This window comes from Phytobacter sp., from assembly GCF_059074235.1.
In genome coordinates, this window is the sequence record NZ_JCACPZ010000006.1 from 357774 (window position 1) to 381861 (window position 24088).

The following is a 24088-nucleotide window of genomic DNA, read 5'->3' on the forward strand; positions in this document are numbered from 1 at the left end:
CAGAATGAATAAAGCAGAAAAGGTCGTCTGGACCGAAGGTATGTTTCTGCGGCCTCATCATTTCCAACGCGCGGAAAGTCACCTTGAAAACCATATCCGCGAATGGGGGTCGTTACAGCGTCCTTATTTGTGGGGATTTCTTGATTTTGAACTCGATGAAACCATGCTTCGCCAGGGCAGCATTGCCCTGAGTTATGCCAGCGGTCTGCTACCGGATGGCACGTTTTTTTCCTTTCGCGATCCGAAGAGTGCACCCACACCGCTGCTGATTCCGGACAATCTCACGCATGAACGCGTGGTGCTGGCACTTCCGGCACGGCGTGGTGGGCGTGATGAAGTGATCTTCAGTGAAGAAAAAGATTCGCTGGCGCGTTTTGTCACCTTCGAAACCGAAGTGGATGACGACAATGCGATGTCTATCGGTCCGGCTGCTCTGCAGTTCGGTCGTTTACGTCTGAAGCTCATGCTGGAGAAAGATCTCAGCGCAGAATGGACGGCGATGGGAGTGGTGCAGGTACTGGAAAAGCGCAACGACAATCACATTCGCCATGACAGCAGTTACATTCCGCCGATGCTGAATGCCACGAACAGTCCGTCTTTGTTCGCGATGATGAACGATCTGCAAAGCCTGTTAGTACAACGTAGTCAACAGTTGGCGCAACGTTTACGCCAACCGGGTCGTTTTAATACCTCGGAAATGGTGGAGTTTTCACTGCTTGCGCTGATTAACCACCATGTAGGGCTGATTACCCATCTGAAAACACTGCCCTTGCTGCACCCGGAAGATCTCTGGCGCGACTGGCTGGCTTTTGCCACCGAGCTGTCGACCTGGACGGCAGCCCGCGCACCGCAGGACGTTTTGCCGGTTTACGATCATGACAACCTCGCGGACTGCTTCGAGCGACTGGGATTGATGCTGCGACAGGGACTGTCGCTGGTGATGGAAGAGCATGCTATTCAGTTGCCACTCACCGAGCGCACCCATGGCCTGAACGTCGCAACCTTGCCCACAACCAGCATGGCCCGTGAATTCGGTTTTGTGCTGGCCGTGAAGGCCAATGTGCCGGGCGATGTACTGCAAACCCACTTCCCGGCACAGATGAAAGTCGCACCGGTCACCAAAATTCGCGACCTGGTGCAACTGCAACTGCCGGGCATGAGATTGCGCGTGATGTCCGTTGCACCACCGCAAATTCCCTGGCATGCGGGCTACAACTACTTCGAGCTGGAGAAGGGCGGCGAGTTGTGGGGCGAGATGGAAAAATCGGGCGCTTTTGCGCTGCATCTGGCCGGTGAATTCCCCGGACTGGACATGGAATTTTGGGCCATTCGTCAACAAAGCGAACAATAGCGAGCGCAGACATGCAGGAACAGACCTTCAATGGCAGTGACGCCGCCGCAGCCGCGAGTGGGAACAATCCGCTGGTGGTGGCTGCGAATCCCTTACTCAACGCAATTCCGCAGATTCGCCACTCCGTTTCTCATAACGATCAGGCGGGGCTACGTCAGCAGTTGATCGATGAAATCAGGCGCTTTGAAGTGCGCTGCCAACAATCGGGACTGACCTATGAAGTGATTGTGGGTGCCCGTTATTGCCTGTGTACCGCGCTGGACGAAGCGGCGGCGCTGACCCCCTGGGGAAGTCGGGGAGTCTGGTCCGGTAGCGGCTTGCTGGTTACCTTCCACAACGAAACCTGGGGCGGCGAAAAGTTCTTTCAACTGCTCGCCAGATTGTCGCAAAACCCGCGTGAACACGTAGCACTGCTTGAGCTCATCAACTACTGCCTGCTACTCGGGTTTGAAGGGCGTTACCGGGTCATGGATAACGGTCGCACACAACTGGACACCATTAAACAGCGTCTGTGGCAGATGATTCGCGGTGTGCGCGGCAACTACCCGCCACCGTTGTCGCCGCACCCGGAAGACCAGCCGGTGCTGCGTAAACTCTGGCGTCCGGTCATTCCATTATGGGCCTGTGTCGCACTGGCCGGGTTTATCGCCTGCCTGTTTTACATCGTGCTCAACTGGCGTCTGGGAGACGGCACCAATCCCGTACTGGCGAAGATTTACCAGACGACGCTTCCGGAAACAACCATCGCCCAATCGGCACCTTCGCTACCGCCGGTTCTCAACCTGCGTGCCTTCCTGAAACCGGAAATCGATGCGGGACTGGTCGCCGTTCGCGATGGTACGGATCGCAGCGTGGTCACCCTAAAAGGCGATGGTCTGTTTGCCTCCGGCTCAACGGTCGCCAGAGATTCCTACGAACCTGTTATTGCGCGTGTGGCTCAGGCGATGAATAACGTCAGCGGCAAGATTCTGGTGGTGGGTTACAGCGACAACGTACCGATCCGTAGTGCACGGTTTGCCTCTAACTATGAACTTTCGCTGGAGCGTGCCCGTTCCGTGCAGTCGCTGCTGGAAAAACAGCTTAGCCAGCCAGGGCGAGTCAAAGCCGAAGGGCGAGGGGAGATGAACCCTATCGCACCTAACAATTCGGCAGAAAACCGGGCCCGTAACCGCCGGGTGGAAGTGACGTTGCTGGTCTCGCCGGATAACACGGCAGCCGAACTGAACGGATTGCCACAAGGAAACTAAGGATGATGAGTTTGCTTTCAATTCTGACCAACCGCATTTTGTGGGGTTTTCTTGGCATGACGGCGCTGGCCGCCGTGGTCTGGATGATAGGTCCGCTGCTCTCCGTCGTTGACTCCCGACCACTGGAGTCGGAACAAAACCGCATTATCACCATCGCCGTGATGTACTTCATCTGGATGCAAAGCCACATTGTGCCGCGTCTTTACAACGCCTGGCTCAACCGCAAGCTGATGGATAACCTGAAAAGTGAGAATGCAACCGCCCAGCCTGCTGACAGCAAGCGGCTGAGCAACGAAGATCAGATCCTCAACGACCGTTTTGAAGAAGCGTCGCAGATCCTCAAAAAAGCCCACTTTAATCAGCCGGGTCAGCGTGGCGGGCAGTGGACTCAGCGTTTCAGCACCCAGTATCTGTACCAACTGCCGTGGTATGTGGTCATCGGCGCACCGGGGGCGGGGAAAACCACCGCGCTGGTGAATTCCGGGCTGCAATTTCCTCTTGCAGATAAATTTGGCAAAACGGCACTGCGCGGGATTGGCGGGACACGTAACTGCGACTGGTGGTTTACCAACGAAGCCGTTTTGCTGGACACCGCCGGGCGCTACAGCACCCAGCAGAGTGAGCAGGCGCAGGATGCCAGCGAGTGGCTGAAGTTTCTCGGGCTACTGCAAAAATATCGTCGTCGCCAGCCGATTAACGGCGTCATTGTCACCGTCAGCATCGCCGATCTGCTGACCCAGTCGGCAGAGGCGTCTCGCGAACAGGCGCAGAACCTGCGTCAGCGCCTGAGTGAACTGCATGAGCAACTGGGGATTCGCTTCCCTGTCTACATTCTGGTGACCAAAGCGGATCTGCTCAAAGGTTTTCGCGCCTATTTTTCCGGGTTTGACAAAGCGCAGCGTGACCAGATCTGGGGCTTCACCTTCCCGTGGGAAGAGGGTAAACAGGCCGGATTCGATCTGAACGGCCGTTTTACCCAGGAGTATGCACTGCTGCAACAGCGACTTGATGCCGCACTGCCGGACATCCTGCTCAAAGAGAGCGATGCGCAGGCGCGCGCAGAGTGTTATCTCTTCCCGCAAGAGTTTGCCGCACTTCGGCCTCTGCTGGCGGATTACCTGCAAACCCTGTTTGCCCGCTCCAACTTTGAAACTGAATTTTCCCCACGCGGCATCTACCTAGCCAGCGGTACTCAGGAAGGGCTGCCGTTTGACCGGGTGATGGGCGAACTGGCACGTTCACTCTCGTTACCACGAGGCGAGGCGGGCGACAGTTGGGATGCGGTCAGCAAAGAAGAACCGGTGCCGGGCAACAAGGGGCAGAGCTTCTTTATCAAGAATCTGCTGCAAAACGTGATTTTCCAGGAAGCCGGGATCGCCGGACAGAATCGTTGGTGGGAAATGCGCAACCGGGCGGTGATGTGGGCGGGGTACGCGGCTCTGCTGGCACTCCTTATCGTCATCAGCGGGTTATGGCTGACCAGCTACGGCAACAACCGGGATTATCTGGCGGAAGTGGATGCCAAAGTCCCCGGTATCAGCGAGCAGGTAAAAGCATTGCGCACCCGTACTCAGGGTGACCTTTTTGCCCTGTTACCGCTGCTCGATAGCCTTAGCGCACTGCCGCAGAGCGAGCATTTTGATGTAAACCATCCGCCGTTAACCCGTCGCATGGGGCTGTACCGGGGGAATGATGTTGCGGACGCCTCGCAGACGCTCTACCAGAAGGCGCTGGACCAACTGCTGTTGCCGGATGTGGCGACACGCATCACTCAGTGGCTACGTAGCGACGACGGACGGGATGTGGAGTACAGCTACGAGGCCCTGAAAGCCTACCAGATGCTCTACCAGCCTAAACATTACGACGGCAAGTTTCTTCATGCCTGGGTGATGCTGAATCTGGAGCGTAATCTGCCGCCGAATATGACCAAAGCGCAGCTTCGTCGCATGGAGTGGCATCTGACCCAACTGCTGGAACCGCAAATTCAGTCTTCGCCTTTTGCCAAAGATGAGGCGCTGATTGCTCGTGAACAGGCGCTGATTAACCAACAGCCGCTGGCAACACGTGTATACGGTCGTCTCAAACGCCTGCTGGCTGCCGATGAAATTCTCAAACCGGTGTCGCTGGCAAGCCTTGGCGGGCCGCAGAGTGAACTGGTGTTCTCGCGCAAAAGCGGCGCTTCAATGAGCGACGGCGTGCCGGGGCTATTTACTCCGGACGGTTACTGGAAACATGTCGATCCGCAGATTGGTCCTGTTACCAAAGCACTGCATGCGGATGACCTGTGGGTGCTGGGCAGTTCTCTGGCTCAGGCATCGCAAGAGACAGACAGCGCAGTGCGCCAGCTTTATGCCAGTGACTTTATCAGCCAGTGGGATGGCTTCTTAAGTGACATTCAGCTTAACAACAGCGCCAATCTGACCCAGCGTATAAACACGGCACGCTTGCTGTCCGGCAATGCCTCGCCGCTGCGTCAACTGGTGGTGAACCTGAGTCAGGTTCTGACGCTAACACGCGATCTTCCCCAGGAAGGGGAGAACAAAGCGCCAGAAGCCAGTTCGACCAGCCGCACGCTGAATGCGCTGTTTGGTGGGCATGATGAGTCGGGCAGCGCACCGGTGGTGGCGATAAATCAGTCTCCGGAACAGCGGGTGACCGAACACTATGCACCGGTTATCGAACTGGCGCAGCCGCTGGAAAAAGGTGGTAAGGCGCTGATCATCGACGATTTTCTCAAACAAGTGGATGAACTTTACCGCTACCTGACCGCCGTGCAGGATGCGGCGAACAGCGGGATGCCACCGCCGGGTGGCGAGGCGATAAGCCGCCTGCAGGCCAGCGCAGGGCGTTTACCAGGTGGGTTGCAATCCATGTTCAGCAATATGGCGGTGGGGGCCAGCAGTGATACCCAGCGTCGCGAACTCGATAACGTGCGTAAGCGAATCAGCGTAGAAGTGGGGAGTTTTTGCCGTCAGGCCGTTGCCGGGCGCTACCCTCTGGTGCGTTCCGCCAGCGCGGATGTGACGCCTGACGATCTGGCCCGCATGTTTGCACCTGGCACCGGGCTAATGGACAGCTTCTTTCGTGACAACCTGACCAACAAAGTTGATACCACCCAGTCACCGTGGCGCTTCACGCCGGGTATAGACGGTAAAACATTGCCGGGAAGTGAAGGACTACTGGCTCCGTTCCAGCAGGCGCAGTCGATTCGCGATGCGTTCTTTGCCAACGGCAGCACGACACCGTCGTTTCGCACCACGGTGCGCACGGTGCAGATGGATAACGCCATTCTTAACTTAACGCTGGATGTTGACGGGCAAATTCTACGCTACAGCCATGGCCCGCAGGCGGTGCAGGTGATCAACTGGCCGGGCCCCGGTGGAACCAATCAGGTACGTATGCAACTGGGGTTAACTAACGGTACCACCTCTACGTTGGTCAGCAACGGTGCCTGGGCATTGAACCGTTTTGTCGACAAAGCCCGCGTCAGCCCTGGCAGCAGCAGCCTGGCGCGCCAGGCCACGTTCAGCGTCGATGGTCATCAGGTCACACTGGAGTTCATCCCTGGCAGTATCCGTAATCCGTTCCAGCTTCCGCGCTTCGCGTGTCCATAACCGCAAGGAAAGCCGAATGACAACACCTTCAGTTTTGAGCTGGTACGGAAAGTTACCCAGTGCCGGTGATTTCCTCCAGCGTCGCTTCCCGGATGCCCTGCAACGTCAGTGGTCCCACTGGTTTCAGCTTGGGCTACTGAACTGGCAGAAAGAGGCGGAAAGCGCACCCGAGAGAAAGTTTGGTCATGCACCGGTGTGGAATTTTGTTGTGCCTCCCATGCTCGGTGGGCAGCAGGTGCAGATGGGCTGTTTGTTACCTGGGCGCGACAGCGTCGGTCGCCAGTACCCGGTTTGTGCGCTGTTAGCTATCAACCCGGCTGAGTGGTCGCCGCGCCAGCTTGCACAGTCAGGCGACTGGTATCAGCAACTTGGGCGTACGTTGCTGCATGCCGTGAAAAATGGCTATTCGCCGGAACAACTTGATCAGGCGCTGTTGTCGATTCCCACGCCACAGGCTGTTGAAGTCGAAAGCCGGTCGGACATCCTGGACGTGCTGGGTTACGAGGGTGACGGTGAATCCACCCTGGGATGGCGTCAGGCGGCTGAGTGTTTCGACCCCCAGCGCCAGACCAGCTTCTGGTGGACTAACCGCTGCGACGGTTATCCGCTCTACACCCATGTTCATAGCGGTAATTTCACCGGGCAGTTGTTTACGTTGTTGTTTGATCCGGCAGGGGGCGCTCGACCGGGCAGACATGGCCTCTATCCCCCGATGTTTGAATAAGTGAGTCCCACCATGACACTCGAAACTTTACTCGCCCCGGTCAGCTCAGAGCAGCCGTGTGGTGAAAATCTGGAATATGACGCCGAGTTTCAGGCGCTGGAGCAGGCAAGCCAGGGAAAAGCGGAACAGCAATTCGGTGACACCATTATTCCGGCGGAACCGGCGGACTGGAACCGGGTAGAAAAGCTGGCCACTGCACTGCTCGCCCGTACCAAAGACTTAAGGGTGATGGTGGCGTTAACTCACGCCTGGACCCGTCGCCAGGGGCTGGAAGGTTACGCCAACGGCCTGTCTCTCATCGGGCAGGCACTGGCGCTCTACTGGGAGGCGCTCTGGCCGGCACTGACCGAGAACGGGGAATACGATCCGTTTTACCGCATTAATGCCCTGGCAGGTCTGGGCGACAAATCTGAGTTGACCACCACGCTGCGCCAGAGCGTTTTACTGCGCAGCAATGGTGATGAACTCAACGTGCGCGATGCCCAGGCATTGCTGGACGGCAGTAAAACTGAATGTGCAGGGTTCCCTGGTGGACGGGCGCGTCTGGTGGATGAACTGGCGCGTGCCGGGCAAGGTGACGGCGGCATCATGCGACAAATTGAAGGGCGTCTGACCACTATCCGCAGCTGGCTGGTGGACAAACTCAGTGAGAGTGGAGCACCGGAAATGGACCAACTGATCAAGACCGCGACCACCATCAACAGCGTCTCCCGCACCCCGCAGGATGAGACGCCCGTCGTCACTGCAGATGACACGGTCGCAACCCCCGTTGCCAGCGTAAACGTCCGCGGCGACTGGCGTAGCGCTGAGATAACCAACCGGGCGGATGCGCAACTGATGCTGGAAAAGGTGAAATTCTACTTTTCGCAGCACGAACCCAGCCACCCGGCGCCGCTGATGATCGACCGTGTACAGCGGCTTATTGAACAGGATTTTATGGCGATTATTCGCGACCTTGCCCCGGATGGCGTACAGCAACTGGAAAACATTTTTGGGCGTCACTCATAACCTTTGACGACGGGGTGAAACAATCCCACCGCGTCACCGCGCATCTTCGATGGAGAGCATCATGGCAATAAGTAACAGTGGACAAAAGTTTATCGCGCGTAACCGCGCACCACGCGTACAGATTGAGTATGACGTGGAAGTGTACGGCGCGGAGCGCAAAATCCAGCTTCCCTTTGTGATGGGCGTGATGGCCGACCTGGTGGGTAAACCGGTCGATAATCTGCCGTCGATTGATGAGCGAAAATTTCTGGAAATCGACATCGATAACTTCGACGAACGCATGAAAGCGCTGAAACCGCGCGTGGCGTTCCAGGTCGACAATACCCTCACCGGCGAAGGCAAGCTGAACGTGGATTTAACCTTCGACAGCATGGAAGATTTCCTGCCGGATGCGGTGGCTCGCAAGGTCGAACCGCTGAATGCGCTGCTGGAAGCACGCACCCAGTTATCCAACCTGCTGACCTACATGGATGGTAAAAACGGGGCCGAAGAGCTGATCGCCAAAATTCTCAAAGATCCTACGCTGCTGAAATCCTTAAGCCAATTGCCGGATAACCACGGCAATGAGCAAGGTAAAGAGGAGTAAACCATGAGCAATCCAACCCAACAGCATGAACTGCAGCGTGAAGAGGTCTTCAGTCAGGACGAATTCAGTGCGCTGCTGAACAAAGAGTTTCGCCCAAAAACCGAACAAGCGCGTTCAGCGGTTGAAACGGCGGTGCAGACCCTGGCGCAGCAGGCGCTGGTAAACACGGTTACATTCTCCTCCGATACCTACCGCACCATTCAGAACCTGATTGCCGGTATCGATGAAAAACTCTCCCAGCAGGTGAACGAAATCCTGCACCACGACGAGTTTCAAAAACTGGAGAGCGCCTGGCGTGGCCTGAGCTATCTGGTCAACAATACCGAAACCGATGAAATGCTGAAAATCCGCTTTATGAGCATTTCAAAGCCTGAACTCGGTCGGATGCTGAAGCGCTATAAAGGCGTGGGCTGGGATCAGAGCCCAATCTTCAAAAAAATCTACGAAGAAGAGTACGGCCAGTTTGGCGGCGAACCTTTCGGCTGCCTGGTGGGTGACTACTACTTCGACCACAGTCCGCAGGATGTGGAACTGCTGGGCGAAATGGCGCGTATCGGCGCTGCGGCACACTGTCCGTTTATCACCGGTACTGCACCAAGCGTGATGCAGATGGAGTCCTGGCAGGAACTGGCGAACCCGCGCGACCTGACCAAAATTTTCCAGAACACTGAGTACGCCGCCTGGCGCTCACTGCGTGAATCTGAAGATGCGCGTTATCTGGGGCTGGTGATGCCACGTTTTCTGTCTCGTCTGCCTTATGGTATTCGCACCAACCCGGTGGACAGCTTCGATTTTGAAGAAGAGACTGACGGCGCGAACCACGGTAACTACTCGTGGGCCAACGCCGCTTACGCGATGGCGACCAACATCAACCGCTCCTTTAAAGAGTTCGGCTGGTGTACCTCTATTCGCGGCGTGGAATCCGGCGGGGCGGTGGAAAACCTGCCGTGTCACACCTTCCCGAGCGATGACGGTGGCGTGGACATGAAGTGCCCGACAGAAATCGCCATTAGCGATCGTCGCGAAGCAGAACTGGCGAAAAACGGCTTTATGCCGCTCATTCACCGTAAAAACTCCGACTTTGCTGCCTTTATTGGTGCGCAGTCGCTGCAAAAACCGACCGAGTATCATGATGCCGATGCCACCGCCAACGCGCGTCTGGCTTCCCGTCTGCCGTATCTCTTTGCCTGCTGCCGCTTTGCCCACTACCTGAAGTGCATTGTGCGCGACAAAATCGGCTCCTTCCGCGAGCGTGACGAGATGGAGCGCTGGCTCAATGACTGGGTGATGAACTACGTGGACGGCGACCCGGCTAACTCCTCCCAGGAGACCAAAGCGCGTAAACCGCTGGCCGCCGCCGAAGTGCAGGTTCAGGAGATTGAAGATAATCCAGGTTATTACACTGCGAAATTCTTCCTGCGTCCTCACTACCAACTGGAAGGTCTGACCGTCTCACTGCGCCTGGTGTCAAAACTGCCATCGCTGAAAACCAAAGAGGCGTGATGCAATGTGCCGGGTAGCGTAATGTCACCCGGCAATAAGGATATCCCATGAAAAAAATCTCAACGCTGGTCTGTGCGATGTTAACGATGTGCGCGGCGTATTCCGTGAATGCGGAAATGTTTGAGTATCCGAGCGCAACGTCATTACCTTATGACGATACCCGTGTCTTCCCTCGGGATCCTGAACTGCTTACTGGATATGACTTCAACCTGAGTGCTGAACGCTTTGTCAACGCCTGGTCTTCTAAAACCAATGAGCGTGAACGTATTAAGGCAAATATGTATCTGCTTGGCGTACTGGATAGTGCAGAAGGGACCGGATGGTGTGAATCCAAACAGGTTCTACCGAATTCACGATATGAGATGCTCTATCCGTATTTTAGAAATCTCACTGCGGAACAAAAAAAACAGCGTGCTTCAACCTTAATTGTTGCGGCGATGGCTGAAGTGATGCCCTGTAAAAAGGAGATGAAAAAATGAGGCCTTTATACGAACAGTTAAAACGCAATCATTACTCATCTATAGAAACTCAACCTGGATATCTTCCATCTGACGCAGTATTTAGTGAAATTGGCTACAACTTTAAGCAAATGGTCGCAAGCAATGAAGCGTATAAAAATACCTGTGCCGTCCGTATGAGTCTCGCGTTATTAAAATCAAATATTGATTTTGATGGTCGTTTCACGATTAAAGATGGATTGTACAAAGGACGAAAATTCGAAACCGGAGCCAAGTTACTGGCCGATCAGCTTTATAAAGCCAGCGTATTTGGAAAAGCAGAAGTTTATACTGATATTCGCGTTGCCGGGCAAAAATTGCGTAACCGCCGTGGTGTTGTCTACTTTCATAATATTGTGGGCTACGGCGGTGGTCATATCGACATCATTGAACCTTTGCATGACAACATGTTTCTCTGCAATAGCGGGTGTTTTACCAACTGCAAAGAAGTCTGGTTTTGGGAACTCAATTAACCTGATGGCGTCCCCCTTAATTTGACGACTTATCCCTTTCAGATGTCAGCAATTTTAAAAACAGCAACACAACTTATTCCCTGTTGTCTGCACCTGGCAGGTAGCAAAGAATGCTGAATAGTGAAAGCTATTCATATCCGAGGCAGAGGTAAATATGGACGGTTTTCTTTCGCCCCATGCTTTCCTGTTTGCCATATAAGTGCTTTTTCGAAAGCAATAATTTTCAACCACGAAGAGTAGATATTATGGCTATTGATATGTTTCTGAAGGTCGACGGTGTGACTGGTGAATCAAAAGATTCTAACCACACGGGATGGACAGATATCACCTCCTTTTCCTGGGGTGCATCACAACCGGGAAACATGAGTGTTGGCGGTGGCGGCGGTGCCGGTAAAGTCAACTTCAACGACCTTCATATTAATGCACTCATTGATAAAGCAACGACCGCCATTCTGAAACATTGCGCCAGCGGTAAGCACTTAACCAAAGTGGAACTCTCCGTCTGCAAAGCGGGTGGTCAACAGGTGGAATATGCCCGTATTACCCTGGAAGAAGTACTGGTCACTTCCGTGCAATACACCGGTGCCGATAACGGCGACACCGTCGGTGTGACCTATGCCTTCCAGGCAGCAAAAGTGAAACAGCAATACTGGGAACAATCTTCTTCCGGCGGTAAAGGTGCAGAAACCAGCGCAGGCTGGAATATCAAAGAGAATAAAGAAGCGTAAGGTTATTGGCGATTTGACAAACACAACAGGCCAGGGGGATGTCCTCTGGCCTGTCATGTGAATGTACATCCAACAAAAATGAATGTGTGATAATCTGTTATTCTTCAATACTCCAGGACTGAAGAGTAAATGCTAGTATTCACCCTTATGCTTCAATAAGTAGGTGGGCACAAAGAAAATGAAAAATAAAGTCTATCATCAACCACGAGTATTTCGCCTTACAGCATCAGTAGGTGAGTGTGGATTCAATGATGTTGAAGAAGTTAAAGCGATACAGCAGATAATAAAAGATTCAAGTTATACTCTGGCAACTGGACGCATCATTAATACTGATGGCCGCTGCACAGCAGATACAATTGAAGCTATAAGATGGCATCAAAGCATGATTAATATGCCAGCGTCGGGGCTGATTCATCCCACCGATGTTTGGTTTATGGAGGCTCTTGAGAATGCGACGGCTCTACTCTGGCGAGCCAGGCACACCGGCGGATCATTACAGGTTTCAGAAGGTCAACTGACTTTTGATTACGAAGGCGTTGATTACATAACTGCCGTCGAACCATTCAGACAACCAGCCCGCATGCCATGGTTTTCCAGAATTCTTCACCATCCAGCTTCAGATTCGGGAGTAACATTGGGTCGCGGTTATGACATGAAAAAACGTAGCGCAGGAACGATACTGCATATGCTTAGACAGTCAGGAATTGAAGAATATAAAGCTCAGATATGTTCAAAAGCCGCATACCTACAGGGTGGGCAGGCAGATGATTTTATTAAATTTTACGGCCCTCTGGTTGGAGAGATTACGCATCAACAGCAAATTCGACTCTTTGAAATTTCTTACCGTGAGAAAAAAGATTATGCCAGAGGGGTATATGGCCGCAACATCACCAAGCTTACCAATCCGTTAGCATGGGAACAAATAGATATTAAGATTCGAGATGTCTTTGTTGATACTATTTTCCAGGGTAACAGAACTGCAAAAACCATGGTGAATATTATGGCGGAAGGTGGTAGCAAAGAAGATGTTATAGAATATCTCAAAGCTGATCTCTTTCAATCTCGCGACCAACAACGCTTATCTTTAAGGCTGACCTATTTAAAATGAAAAATATTATTTTAACGATGCTTATGATTTTCTTTTCTAATCACGCCTTGGCTGCTGTAGGTAATGTTGCTCACAATAAAGAAGTTGAACAGTGTGTTAAAAAGTATGGTGAAAATAATGACGAATGCCTTGGCGATATTAGTGATAAATCAGAGGGTGACTTAAAAAAGGTTTATGAAGCTAAGTTGAAAGAGATTTCTGACTTTGATTATACGCGGTGGTGGATGGGGACTCAGGAGCAAAAAGATCGACTGCTGGCAACATATAAAAAAAATCAACAAGACTGGGTTCAATTCAAAAATGATTATTGCGAACTCGTCTCAACTCAGGCCAAAGGTACGCATGCATTTACAGAAAATATGCTGAGCTGCGTAATAAATATGAATGAGCTAAGGCGGGAGCAGATACGGATGATCGCTCTTTGAATATCTCAAATTAGATGTCATCTGTCAGTTCTATTTCTACAAGAAAACAGGGGACTGTATTTAATATAGGCACCTGTGTTTTAAGTGGCCACATCACTGGACGCCAGCGTATCACGATCATATTGCGGGTATCACATAGAAGCGACCAGACTCAATAATCACGACCTGTAAACGCAACCGTATAAAGCACACTTCGCCATTTGAATGCGAATAACTCCAGCAGGAACACGCTATGCGATTCACAATAGTCACCAATAAACCCGGTCACCAACCTGTGCAGAGCCGCTGCGATTTTTATCCACCGGGTGGCACCATTGGTCGCGGCACCGATAATAATCTGGTGTTGCCAGATAACGACCGTGCAATTTCCCGATTGCAGGCCATTGTTCACATTGCCGGAAATGGCGAATGCCGTATTACCAACCGTGGCAACGTCACGCGGGTGGTGCTGAATGATATTCCGCTGGAACGTGGGCGCCAGGTGGAATTACAGGATGGCGATGTTCTCGGTATCGACGAATACCGCATTGAAGTCAGCGATCTTATCCTCGATACGCAGCCGGTGAGCCGCATGGCCGCCAACGTTCAGGCAGGACTGACCCCGGAACCAGCGCCGACCCCAACCGAGAAAAATGACAACGCGCCTGCAGCGGTCCCGACCGAGATTTGGGATAGCCTGATGCAGGAGTTCTCTATCTCAGACAGCATCTCTAAGAGCCGGGCAAAACCGCAGGAGATACCGGCAGCAAATCCCTTTGCTGCCCCTGAAGCACCTGAGCGCAACCCTGAAGATCCGCTATCGCTACTGAGCCAGAATGACCCGGTTATTGCTCCACGTTCAGTGAACACCGATAACCTGTTTAACGACGACGCGCTGTTCAAAAGCGACAGCATCTTTGCCGATGCCACACCGTCTACGTTAGTGCCACCCGTGGGGCAACCGGTGCGTGACACGCGCGCGGCAGCCGATGAGCTCGATCCGTTGGCACTGTTTGGTGGCGCAGGAGCTGGAACTTCCCCTGCGCGTGATGACGATCCCCTTGGTCTGCTCAGTGGCGCGGTTCCCCTGACGCACGCGGATGACATTATTCCTGCGCCCACGGCAGAACCCGCCTCTGTTGTTTCCGCCGCACCTGAAGACGTGCCGATGGTGCCGGAAATTCTGCAAGTGGTGGACGAACCTGCTGCCAGCGACGACATCCCTGACTACGTACCTATCACCTTGCCGACGCCGCAAACGGTGCAGCGTGCCGCAGCGCAAACACCGAAAGGCCGTCTGCGCATCGATCCGGTACAGAGCGAAGCGGCACCAACCTCTGGTGGTGACAGCGGGGACGTACTCAAAGGTGAACTGCTGGATGCATTGCTTGAAGGGATGGGACTTAGCGACATGCAACCCACGCCGCAGTTTGACCGGGAAAATATGCGCCAGCTTGGGCAGATGATCAGCATGTTTTCTCAGGGGACCGTGGCGTTGCTCTCATCACGCTCCATTCTGAAACGCGGTGTGAAAGCCGACATGACCATGGTGCTTGATGACGCCAATAACCCTTTCAAATTGCTCCCTTCCGGCAAAACGGTGCTGATGCAGATGTACGGCAACCGTATGCCCGGCTTTATGCCACCGAAAAAATCGGTTCGCGATGCATTGATTGATTTGCAGGCGCACCAGTTAGGGATGATTTCCGGTATCCGCGCAATAATCGCCGCCATGCTGCAGTCGTTTAATCCTGAACTACTGGAAGAAGAGGCGAAACGCGATGGGGCAATGGGGCGAGTGGGCATGCTCTCCAACCGCAAGGCCGCCTTGTGGGACTACTTTGTTCGCAGCTACGGTGAAACGGCTGGCGAAATTGATGATGACTTCCACACGTTGTTTGGCGAGGCCTTCCTGCATGCCTACGACATGGAGGTCAACCAGTACAAAGACTCACAAAGCGGATCGGAAGAATAATGAATATCAGCACTGCCTCCATATCCCGACAGGGTGGGCGAGCCAGCAACCAGGATCAGACGGGCGAGACCATTGGCGATCGCGCGGCCTGTTTTGTGGTCTGTGACGGCATCGCTGGTCTGCCTGGTGGCGACGTGGCTGCCGAACTGGCCCGCAACGCTATCATCAGCGGCTTCGACGGTGATCAACATCTGAATGCGCAATCTATCCGCCAGTACGTGAACGGCGCTAACCATGCCATCCGCTGCGAACAAAAAGTGGGGCAGGAGAATGCGCGCATGGGCACCACGCTGGTCAGCCTGTTTATCGACAGGGATTTCCATCTGGCCTACTGGGCGCACGCGGGGGACAGCCGTTTATACCTGTTTCGCCGCGGCTGGCTTTACCACGTGACTACCGATCACAGCCTGGTCCAGCAGATGAAAGATGCCGGACACCAGACCGATGGTATCAACAGCAACTTGCTCTATTTTGCATTAGGGCTTGGCGACGACCAGCGTGAAGCGAGCTACAGCGACGTGGTGCCCATTGAGGACGGCGATGTCTTTCTGCTCTGTACCGATGGCTTCTGGCATGGCGTCAGTGAAGAGTTAATGAAACAGTCGCTGCACATGGTGAATACCCCCAATGAGTGGTTGACTCTTATGAATCAAATCCTGCTGCGCCACACCGCTGAGAGCGATGATCAGCAGGATAACTACAGCGCTGTCGCGGTTTGGGTTGGCGCGCCTCAGGATACGACGCTGCTGCATTCGCTGGCACAAGCAGCGCTTTTTCTCCCTCTTCGTGATTGATACAGACTGACAAGGACTTTTATGAAACGTTGGCTTCCGGGTTTGACACTGCTTGCCGTGGGTTTCTGCGCCCAGGCTGAGAATTACCGCATTGTGCAATCGCCCTCTCAAAAACTGGATATCTGGATCGATAATATCGCTGATAACTCACCAAAAAGTTGGTGTGCGAAAGAGTTACCGCTGCGCATCGTTGCCAATGGGGATAAGAAGGTCAGCGTGCTAGATAACTTTATGCCACGTCTTGGTGCGTTGCTGGAAAATCAGTGCGGCACACTGGTACAGGTGAACTGGAAACTGACCGACGCGCAAAACGTCACGCTGGCACAAGGCACGGCAAGAAAAGCCAAAGAGTGGGCACCCGAAGTGACGCCATCAGCAGCCACTGCAACCCCAACCACGGCATCGACAACGGCGGCTACGGCGACCTCATCGCTCACGTTGTCAGAGAGCAGACCAGAGACGCTGTCCCCCCCGGCAAACCGTACGCCGTGGCAAGAGTTCACTATGCAGGATGGTTGCCATTTGCGCACCTTCTGGCAGGGCGACAGCAGTGCTTCCTCACTGTTTATTCCGGCAAAAGAAGACGGCAAGTGTGAGAAAGGTGGCTGGTTGAATGGGCGCAGTGAGGTGACCCAGCTCAGCAACGGCAGTGAAAAGAAAGTGACCATGACCTTCGTGCATGGTTTCCCGGTAAATGGGTTAAGCAGCAGTGTGGACGCCGACCATCTGTTGATCACTACCGTCAACAACGAGCGCATGGTAGCCAGCGAAGGCAGCTCCGGTCAGAGCTGGATGCTGCTGCCTTATGACGCCAGCCTCAATGCCTGGCAGGCGAATGGCACCATTGCCGTGGAAGTGTCACGGGATATGGCCAGCGATGAAAACCGTCTTCGCGCCAGGCTGGAGGAAGTCCGCAAAGTCTGGACACCGTGGTTTGAACCCGGCACCCGTCTCAACATTGTTTTGATTGATGCGCTGCGCCCGCAATTGCGCGACCCGGCGGTGGGCAAGTACACGTCAGTGAATTAATTTTTTCCCTCGTATTTCTCCCTCTCCCTGAGGGAGAGGGGCGGGGTGAGGGTAAAACACATCACCACAGTCCAATTCACAGGAGCGGTTATGAACACGCTTGAAGAACAACTCGCAGGGGGATCCCTCAAGGCAAGCCTGGGGAATCTGGAAAACCAAATTCGCACGCAGCCCACTGATGCTGATCTGCGCGCGGCCTTCACACAACTGCTCTGTCTGGACGGAAACTGGTCACGCGCCCTGGCGCAACTGAAAGGCTGGCTGGCCCTTACCCCCCAGGCGCAGCCGACCATTAACCTGCTCGAACAGGCCATCAACGGCGAAAAGCAGCGCGCCGAAGTGATGGCCGGGCGTGCTCGTCCGATGATGCCTTCCCGCCAGTGGCCGTGGCTGGCGGCAATGGTCAATGCGCTGGATCTCTTCGGTCCGGAAGCCTGCACGCACCGGATTGTGGCGCTCGAACAGGCCGACGCCATTCCCGGCGAACTGACGCTGCAGGATGGCACAACACACAGCTTTGATTGGCTGATGGACGGCGACTGCCGTTTTGGCCCGGTATGCGAAACCATCGTCAATGGCAGCTACTGTTGGCTTCCGTTTAGCGCGATCGAAGAGATGACCTTTCAGGCACCAGCCAGCGTTACCGACCTGGTCTGGCGGCACACGCTGATTCGTCTGCGTGACGGCAGTGAGCAGGTTTGCCAGATCCCGGTACGTTACCCGTTTGACGCCCAGACCGACGACCGTTTCCGTCTCTCGCGCACCACCGAATGGCAGCCGCTGCCCGGTGAAGATCCGCACTACATGGGGCTGGGGCAAAAGGTCTGGCTCAATGATACGGCGGAGTATCCGCTGCTTGATCTCGCGACTTTGCGTTTTGCTGAGGTAAAAACGCATGAGTAACCAGACGCAGGACGAGAGTGACCTGCTGCATAGCGGCTGGCGGGCGCGTCGATATAAAGAGACCGTCAGCAGTCGCGACAAAATGCAGCCATCGCTTCTCGACAGGCTGACCGATGATGCCCGCGACAAGCCGCAGGAACCGCGCAACAGCACGATGATTGCCCATGCCGCACTGCGCAGACACGTCCTGCGCGACCTGCAATGGTTGTTCAATACCATCAACAACGAAGCGCAAAACGATCTCTCTGGGCTCAATCACGTCCGTCGCTCGGTGGTGAATTATGGTGTGGCCCCGCTGGCGGGTAAGCGCATGTCCGACATCGAATGGCAGGACATTCAGCACAAACTCACGCAGGCGATCCTCCATTTTGAGCCGCGAATCCTGCCGCAGGGACTGTCAGTGCGCTGTATCTCGGACACGCAGTCACTGGATCTTCACAACGTCCTGTCGATTGAAATCAAAGGCCGCTTATGGTGTGTGCCGTATCCGCTGACTTTTCTGTTTCGTAGCGATGTCGATCTTGAAAACGGCCATTTTGAGCTGAAGGATGTGGAGTAAGCATGGAAAGCAAACTGCTCGACTATTACAACCGTGAACTGGCCTGGCTGAGGGAGATGGGCCAGGAGTTCGCCGGGCGTTACCCGAAAGTCGCGGGGCGTCTGGGGATGAACGGCATGGATGTTGCCGATCCTTATGTAGAACGACTGATGGAAGGTTTTGCCTTTTTGACCTCCCGTGTGCAGCTCAAAATGGATGCTGAATTTCCCCGCTTCTCTGAACGACTGATGGAGATGATCGCACCCAACTACCTGGCCCCCACGCCGTCTATGGCGATTGCTGAACTTCAACCCGATGCCATGAAAGGGGATCTGAGCAAAGGTTTCGTGGTGCCACGTGGCACCATGATGGACAGCCAGGTACTGAAGAAAAACGGTGTCACTTGTAGCTACACCACCGCGCATGACGTCACGTTGCTGCCACTCTCTATAACGCTGACGGAACTGGGCGGTGTCCCCGCCGACCTGCCGCTGGCGCGCAGTGGTCTGGGGCAAAGCGGCGCGGCCAGCGCGCTGCGCATTCGGTTGACCTGCGAGGGGCCTACGAAACTGGCGCATCTGGATTTCGACCGCCTGGCGTTTTTCCTGAGCGGCCCGGATATGCAGGCCCTGCAACTGCTCGAACTGCTGATGGCGCATCAAGTGGATACGCTGGCGCTGATCCCCGGCAGCGGAAACTCGGCGCTTATCCTCGGTTCGGATGCCCTTCGCCATGAAGGTTTTGAGTCCGATCAGGCTCTACTGCCTGGGGACCTACGTAATTTCGACGGTTACCGTCTGTTGCAGGAGTACTTTGCGTTTCCGTCACGGTTTCTGTTTTTCAGCATTCAGGGTTTGCGCCCGCTGCTGGCGAACTGCGGTGAAGCGAAGTCATTCGACATTATTGTGTTGCTGGATAAAGCCGATGCACCGCTGGAGCGCGTGGTGGATAAAAGCCATCTGGCGCTGCACTGTACGCCAGTCATTAACCTCTTCAGCAAGGTCGCTGAACGGCAGAAACTGCGTGACAACCTGCATGAATATCATCTGGTGGTGGATAACATCCGCCCGCTGGATTACGAAATCTACGCGGTCAATAAAATCTACGCCAGCCGCGACGGGCAGCGTGATGACCAGGAATTTCGCCCGTTCTGGCGAAGCGTGAATCAGGATAACGGCAACTACGGCGCTTACTTTTCACTGCGCCGCGAGCAGCGGGCACTCTCTGAACATGCACAACGCTATGGCACGCGTACCGGCTACACCGGGTCAGAAGTTTTCGCCTCGCTGGTGGATGAGCAGCATGCGCCGTGGCAGGAAGAACTGCGTTACATCACCGCAGAGGTGTTGTGTACCAGCCGTGATCTGCCGCTGCTACTGCAACAGGAACTCGGGCAGTTTGTGGTGCCGGATTCGTTGCCGGTGAAGCATCCGCGACTGCGTAAAGGGCCGACGCCACCGCGCCCGGCGCTCGCTGAAGGGCTCAGTACCTGGCAACTGGTCAGTCAGTTGCAGATGAACTACTTAAGCCTGATGGACGGCGAAGAGGGGCAGGGGGCAGCGGCGCTGCGCCAGTTACTCGGTCTCTATACGCGACTGGCGGAAGCCTCAGTGGCGCGCCAGATTGACGGCGTGCGCGAATGCGTTCTGCAACCGGTACATCGGCGGGTACCAGAACCCGGCCCGATTGTCTTTGCCCGTGGCGTTGGCATTAGCCTCACTGTCGACGAGCAGGCCTTTTCCGGGTTTAGCCCGTGGCTGTTTGGTAGTGTGCTGGAGCGAGTATTCGCCCGTCTGGTGGCGATGAACAGCTTCACCGAATTTACCCTCAACAGCCTGCAACGCGGTGAGATAGGTTACTGGCCGCCCCGAATGGGCAAGAGGGCGCTGATATGACAAAGACCCTCGTACCAAAAGCCACCATCCGCCGGGCAACGGCATTACCCGCGAGTTTCTGGCAAAACCTGATGGTGGCGCCGTGGCGCTACGATCTGTTTAGCCTGCTGCGACGCATTGACGCGCAGGCGGGTGAGCGTTATCCGCTTGGACGCGCACCTCTGCCGCGTTTCGAGCCGCTGCGCATCGGGCAAAAACCGTCGCTTGGTTTCGCACCTGCCACCCTTGCCGGGGTGAGCAAACGGGAGTCGTCGCCACTGTACGACGTCTCGATCCTGAGTTTTGGTCTGTTTGGCCCCAACGGCCCACTACCGGTGCATTTAACCGAATATGCCCGCGAGCGTATCGACCACCATCAGGATGATACCTTCAACGCCTTCACCGATCTGTTTCATCACCGCCTGGCGCTGCTTTTTTACCGGGCCTGGGCCGATGCGCAGCCCACCGTGTCGCTGGACCGTGCTGATAATCGCCGCTTCGAGCAGTACGTAGCGTCATTGATCGGTATGGGGCAGAAAGGACAATTGGATAAAGGCAGTCTCAGTCCTCACGCACGATTCGCGCTGGCAGGGCACTTGACCCGCAACGGGCGCGACCCAGAGGGGCTGGAGAAAATTTTGCGCCACTACTTTGGCGTGCCGGTTCAGGTGGTGGAAAACGTGCCGCAGTGGATGCCGCTGAGTCCTCGTGAGCAAGCGCGATTACAGGCCGGTCGTCATGCGCCGCGACTGGGCAAATCGGCTTTTTTAGGCGCAGCCGTACGTGACGTCACACACTGTTTTCGTATCGACATTGGCCCTTTAGATTTGACCACCTACCGCCAGTTTCTACCCGGTGACTCAGTTGCAACACGTGTTCGCGATTGGGTGCGCCAGTATCTGGGCATCGAGTACAAGTGGTCGCTGCGCCTATTTTTAAAGCGCGAAGATGTTTTGGGTACGGCGCTGGGTGGCAGTGAGCGCCTGGGCTACAGCGCGTGGTTGGGGAAACAACCACAGCCCGTCCCTCGCGGCGACCTGGTTTTCAGCCCGGAGCAGTAAGCTCCGTCCAACGCAATTTCATTCATTCACGGAATCGATCATGTCAGAAATTAGCCGTGCCGTGCTGTTCGGCAAACTGGATACGCTGTTATTTACCTCGCTGGAAAGTGCCACGTCGTTTTGCAAATTACGCGGCAACCCTTACGTGGAACTGGTGCACTGGCTCCATGCCTTAATGCAGCAGGATCAGGGCGATCTCCAGCAGGTCATTCGCTATTTTAACCTCAGTGAAGAGGCGCTCAGCCGCGATATTGTCAGTGCGCTGGATGCCCTGCCGCGTGGGGCGACGTCGGTGTCCGATCTGTCGGAACATATTGATACCGCCGTGGAGCGAGCCTGGGTTTACGGTTCGCTGAAATATGGCGTGACCCGTATTCGCGGCGGACACCTGCTGATTGGCCTGCTGAAAACCTGGAGCCTGGCTTCGGTACTCAAAGGAATTTCTTCCCAGTTCGAGCGCATCCGCGTGGATACGTTGCTGGACGACTTCGAACAGATTTTTGCCGACAGCAAAGAAGCGGCACAGACCTTCACCGCGCCGGAAAGCACGGCTGCGGTACCTGCTCGTCAGGGCAGCCTCGCGCAATACGGTCAGGATCTGACTGCCCGCGCCCGTGACGGCAAAATTGATCCGGTGGTTGGGCGTGACGAAGAGATCCGCCAGATGGTCGACATCCTGATGCGTCGTCGGCAGAACAACCCGCTGCTGACGGGCGAAGCGGGTGTCGGCAAGACGGCAGTGGTCGAAGGGCTGGCGCTACGCATTGCTGCCGGTGACGTGCCGGAGCCACTGCGCGATGTCCAGCTCTGGCTACTGGATATCGGCATGCTACAGGCTGGCGCGAGCATGAAGGGTGAGTTCGAAGCTCGTCTTCAGGGACTCATCAATGAAGTCCAGTCCAGCCCGACGCCGATCATGCTGTTTATCGACGAGATCCACACCCTGATTGGTGCCGGTGGGCAACAGGGCACGGGGGATGCGGCAAACCTGCTGAAACCCGCTTTAGCACGCGGTCAGTTGCGTACCATCGGTGCAACCACGTGGGCTGAATACAAAAAATACATTGAGAAAGATCCGGCGCTGACCCGTCGTTTCCAGACGGTACAGGTTGCCGAACCGGATGAAGAAAAAGCGGTACTGATGCTGCGCAGCACCGTGTCTGCTCTGGAAACTCACCATCGTGTGCTGCTGCTGGATGAGGCCGTGGTTGCTGCGGTGAAACTGTCACATCGCTACATTCCTGCGCGCCAGCTACCGGACAAAGCCGTGGCGCTGCTTGACACCGCCTGCGCCCGCGTGGCAGTCAGCCAGAGTGCGCCGCCGCCGATGCTGGAAGATTGCCTGCACCGTATTGCCGGGCTGGATGTGGAAATCGACATTGCCAGCCGTGAAGTCCGCATGGCCACCGGCGACGCCGGACGCGTGGCACAACTGCAAGTTGCACGCGAATTACTGGAAATGGAACGCGACAGCCTGACGCAAAATTGGGAGCAGGAGCAGACGCTGGTGGATGAGATTATCCGCCTGCGCGCGCAGCTCCGTGATGAAGCCTGTGAGAACCCGGATTCGTTACGTGAAAACCTGGCGCTGAAACTTCAGGCGCTGCACGAGATGCAGGGCGACACGCCGCTGTTGTTTGCCTCCGTTGACGCCAACATTGTTGCTGCCGTGGTGGCCGACTGGACGGGCATTCCGTTAGGGAGGATGGTGAAAAACGAAATTGATGCGGTGCTCAAGCTGGCGGAGACCCTGGGGGAACGCGTCATCGGGCAGCAGCACGGGCTGGAGCTGATTGCCCGCCGCGTGCGCACCTCCCGCGCCCGTCTGGACGATCCGAACAAACCGGTAGGCGTGTTTATGCTCTGCGGCCCGTCCGGGGTAGGGAAAACCGAAACCGCCCTGGCGCTGGCGGAGTCGCTCTACGGTGGGGAGCAAAACATTATCACCATCAATATGAGTGAGTTCCAGGAAGCCCATACCGTTTCGACCTTAAAAGGCGCGCCTCCGGGCTACGTCGGCTATGGCGAAGGCGGTGTGTTAACCGAAGCCGTGCGCCGTCGCCCATACAGCGTGGTGCTGCTGGATGAGATTGAGAAAGCACATCCGGATGTGCACGAGATCTTCTTCCAGGTCTTTGATAAAGGCTGGATGGAGGATGGCGAAGGGCGGCACATTGATTTTCGCAATACCATTATCATCCTGACCTCCAACGTGGGGACCGATTACATCGCCAGCCTGTGCGCCGACCCGGAACTGCTGCCGGAGCCTGAGACCCTGCGTGACGGGCTGCGTCAGCCGCTGTTGCAGGTCTTCCCGCCTGCACTGCTGGGCCGCCTGCTGGTGGTGCCTTACTACCCGCTAAGCGACGCGCAGCTTGCGCAAATTGTGCGCCTGCAACTGAAACGCATCCAACACCGCCTTGCCGATAATCACGGGATTACCTGCGAGGTGGACGACAGTGTGGTGACGCAGATTGTCCAGCGCTGTACCGACGTCGAATCCGGGGGCCGTATGGTGGATGCCATTCTGACCAATACGCTCTTGCCACAAATGAGCCAGATTTTACTGGGTGCCAGTGCGCGTGATGAGCGCTACCGGCAGCTACGTATCACCTTTGAGCAGGGCGAATTCCAGTGTGAATTTGCAGCCTGAAGCTATGACCAGGAGAGT

Annotated in this window: 20 protein-coding genes; all 20 read left to right on the forward strand. The window is 55.2% G+C overall.

Annotation, left to right across the window (positions count from 1 at the left end):
* Nucleotides 1-4: 4 nt before the first annotated feature.
* The gene (tssK, locus tag AC5JPW_RS16415; protein ID WP_494242000.1) at nt 5-1351 is read left to right on the forward strand and encodes a type VI secretion system baseplate subunit TssK; all 1347 of its coding nucleotides are present in this window, start codon (nt 5-7) and stop codon (nt 1349-1351) included.
* Nucleotides 1352-1362: 11 nt separating this feature from the next.
* On the forward strand, nt 1363-2598 hold the full coding sequence (locus AC5JPW_RS16420; protein WP_494242002.1) for a DotU family type VI secretion system protein: 1236 nt from the start codon (nt 1363-1365) through the stop codon (nt 2596-2598).
* 2 nt (nt 2599-2600) lie between these two features.
* On the forward strand, nt 2601-6212 hold the full coding sequence (gene tssM, locus AC5JPW_RS16425) for a type VI secretion system membrane subunit TssM (protein ID WP_494242003.1): 3612 nt from the start codon (nt 2601-2603) through the stop codon (nt 6210-6212).
* Between the two features lie 16 nt (nt 6213-6228).
* Nucleotides 6229-6936 (forward strand): type VI secretion system-associated protein TagF, encoded by a 708-nt coding sequence (gene tagF / locus AC5JPW_RS16430; RefSeq protein ID WP_494242005.1) that lies wholly within the window; start codon nt 6229-6231, stop codon nt 6934-6936.
* Nucleotides 6937-6948: 12 nt separating this feature from the next.
* Nucleotides 6949-7944 (forward strand): type VI secretion system protein TssA, encoded by a 996-nt coding sequence (tssA, locus tag AC5JPW_RS16435; protein ID WP_494242007.1) that lies wholly within the window; start codon nt 6949-6951, stop codon nt 7942-7944.
* Nucleotides 7945-8005: 61 nt separating this feature from the next.
* Nucleotides 8006-8530, forward strand: coding sequence for a type VI secretion system contractile sheath small subunit (gene tssB / locus AC5JPW_RS16440; RefSeq protein ID WP_494242008.1), 525 nt, complete (start codon nt 8006-8008; stop codon nt 8528-8530).
* A gap of 3 nt (nt 8531-8533) precedes the next feature.
* Nucleotides 8534-10033 (forward strand): type VI secretion system contractile sheath large subunit, encoded by a 1500-nt coding sequence (gene tssC, locus AC5JPW_RS16445; protein WP_494242010.1) that lies wholly within the window; start codon nt 8534-8536, stop codon nt 10031-10033.
* A gap of 47 nt (nt 10034-10080) precedes the next feature.
* Nucleotides 10081-10512 carry a Rap1a/Tai family immunity protein gene (locus AC5JPW_RS16450; protein WP_494242012.1) on the forward strand — a complete coding sequence of 144 codons (432 nt, stop codon included), beginning with the start codon at nt 10081-10083 and terminating at the stop codon, nt 10510-10512.
* Nucleotides 10509-11003: a T6SS effector amidase Tae4 family protein gene (locus AC5JPW_RS16455; RefSeq protein WP_494242014.1), complete on the forward strand. Its 495-nt coding sequence runs from the start codon at nt 10509-10511 to the stop codon at nt 11001-11003. The genes AC5JPW_RS16450 and AC5JPW_RS16455 overlap by 4 nt, the downstream gene beginning before the upstream one ends.
* 245 nt (nt 11004-11248) lie before the next feature.
* Nucleotides 11249-11731, forward strand: a complete 483-nt coding sequence (locus tag AC5JPW_RS16460) for an Hcp family type VI secretion system effector (protein WP_494242016.1) — start codon at nt 11249-11251, stop codon at nt 11729-11731.
* A 178-nt stretch (nt 11732-11909) separates the two neighbouring features.
* Nucleotides 11910-12839 (forward strand): DUF8812 domain-containing protein, encoded by a 930-nt coding sequence (locus tag AC5JPW_RS16465; RefSeq protein WP_494242018.1) that lies wholly within the window; start codon nt 11910-11912, stop codon nt 12837-12839.
* Nucleotides 12836-13264, forward strand: a complete 429-nt coding sequence (locus AC5JPW_RS16470) for a lysozyme inhibitor LprI family protein (protein WP_494242020.1) — start codon at nt 12836-12838, stop codon at nt 13262-13264. Before AC5JPW_RS16465 ends, AC5JPW_RS16470 begins: the two co-directional genes overlap by 4 nt.
* A gap of 232 nt (nt 13265-13496) precedes the next feature.
* The gene (tagH, locus tag AC5JPW_RS16475; RefSeq protein WP_494242022.1) at nt 13497-15218 is read left to right on the forward strand and encodes a type VI secretion system-associated FHA domain protein TagH; all 1722 of its coding nucleotides are present in this window, start codon (nt 13497-13499) and stop codon (nt 15216-15218) included.
* A complete protein-coding gene (locus tag AC5JPW_RS16480; RefSeq protein ID WP_494242023.1) occupies nt 15218-16012 on the forward strand; it encodes a PP2C family protein-serine/threonine phosphatase in 795 nt (264 codons plus the stop codon). The genes tagH and AC5JPW_RS16480 overlap by 1 nt, the downstream gene beginning before the upstream one ends.
* Before the next feature lie 21 nt (nt 16013-16033).
* Complete coding sequence (locus AC5JPW_RS16485) at nt 16034-17041, forward strand: hypothetical protein (RefSeq protein WP_494242025.1); 1008 nt, start codon at nt 16034-16036, stop codon at nt 17039-17041.
* Nucleotides 17042-17131: 90 nt separating this feature from the next.
* Nucleotides 17132-17944 carry a type VI secretion system accessory protein TagJ gene (locus AC5JPW_RS16490; protein ID WP_494242027.1) on the forward strand — a complete coding sequence of 271 codons (813 nt, stop codon included), beginning with the start codon at nt 17132-17134 and terminating at the stop codon, nt 17942-17944.
* Nucleotides 17937-18503 carry a type VI secretion system baseplate subunit TssE gene (tssE, locus tag AC5JPW_RS16495; protein ID WP_494242029.1) on the forward strand — a complete coding sequence of 189 codons (567 nt, stop codon included), beginning with the start codon at nt 17937-17939 and terminating at the stop codon, nt 18501-18503. The genes AC5JPW_RS16490 and tssE overlap by 8 nt, the downstream gene beginning before the upstream one ends.
* 2 nt (nt 18504-18505) lie before the next feature.
* Nucleotides 18506-20377: a type VI secretion system baseplate subunit TssF gene (tssF, locus tag AC5JPW_RS16500; protein WP_494242031.1), complete on the forward strand. Its 1872-nt coding sequence runs from the start codon at nt 18506-18508 to the stop codon at nt 20375-20377.
* Nucleotides 20374-21417 (forward strand): type VI secretion system baseplate subunit TssG, encoded by a 1044-nt coding sequence (gene tssG, locus AC5JPW_RS16505; protein WP_494242032.1) that lies wholly within the window; start codon nt 20374-20376, stop codon nt 21415-21417. The genes tssF and tssG overlap by 4 nt, the downstream gene beginning before the upstream one ends.
* A 40-nt stretch (nt 21418-21457) precedes the next feature.
* The gene (gene tssH, locus AC5JPW_RS16510) at nt 21458-24070 is read left to right on the forward strand and encodes a type VI secretion system ATPase TssH (RefSeq protein ID WP_494242034.1); all 2613 of its coding nucleotides are present in this window, start codon (nt 21458-21460) and stop codon (nt 24068-24070) included.
* Nucleotides 24071-24088 lie beyond the last annotated feature (18 nt).